This is a genomic window from Oleiphilus sp. HI0132 (assembly GCF_001635845.1).
The window spans coordinates 1-936 of sequence record NZ_LWGJ01000973.1 but is presented as its reverse complement, the minus strand read 5'-3'; the positions used below and the strand labels follow the sequence as shown (position 1 = coordinate 936).

At 49.3% G+C, this 936-nt stretch carries 1 protein-coding gene; it reads right to left on the bottom strand.

The window, feature by feature from the left end; translation table 11 throughout:
* Window positions 1-936: DUF5011 domain-containing protein (locus A3766_RS10995; RefSeq protein ID WP_156508871.1), on the bottom strand; the 936-nt coding region annotated here is incomplete at both ends.

Here is a 936-nt window from a genome sequence, read left to right as displayed (position 1 = left end):
TAATGATATAAGTGCCAGCAACGCTAGAGTCGACCATTGTGCCGCCAACTATAATGCCTGCAGATAGGTCTCCGTCAAGTGCGTCATTCGCAGTCGCACCAGCATCGGTATAAGGGGTATTTAGCTCATGGTTAAGTGGGCTGCTACCTAACACGGTGATGCTAGGAGCGCCGGTATCCTGAACATTGACCGTTCGATTAACGGTGTTGGCAGGGTTACCCGATGAGTCGTTCACGTTGTAGCTCAGTACATAGCTACCAACAACTGCAGCATTGACCGTACCACTGACACCGATATTTGAAGATACATCTCCGTCGACATTATCTAGCGCTGTCGCACCCGGGTCGGTGAAGATTGTATTCACCTCATGATCGATCGGGTTGTTTCCGATCAGTGTAATAACAGGGCCGCTCGCATCAGCAACATTAACTGTTCGTGTGACGGGCATTGCATCGTTGCCAGCCGCATCACTTACGTTATACACAAGTGTATAGCTGCCAATTGTACCGGTATCAACAGCGCCACTCTGAATAATGCTTGCTGAAATATCGCCATCAATATTGTCCGACGCACTCGCACCCGCATCATTGTAGACACTACCTAGAGCGATATTAATGCTGCTGTCACCATTAAGTGTAATGACAGGGGCGGTAAAGTCGTTCACATTTACCGTGCGCGTTTGCTGTACGGCAGGGTTACCGTTGGAGTCACTGACATCATAGGTAATGANATAAGTGCCAGCAACGCTAGAGTCGACCATTGTGCCGCCAACTATAATGCCTGCAGATAGGTCTCCGTCAAGTGCGTCATTCGCAGTCGCACCAGCATCGGTATAAGGGGTATTTAGCTCATGGTTAAGTGGGCTGCTACCTAGCAGAGTGATGCTAGGTGCGCCAGTATCTTGAACGTTAATTGTTCGGGTAACGGTAGTAGCAG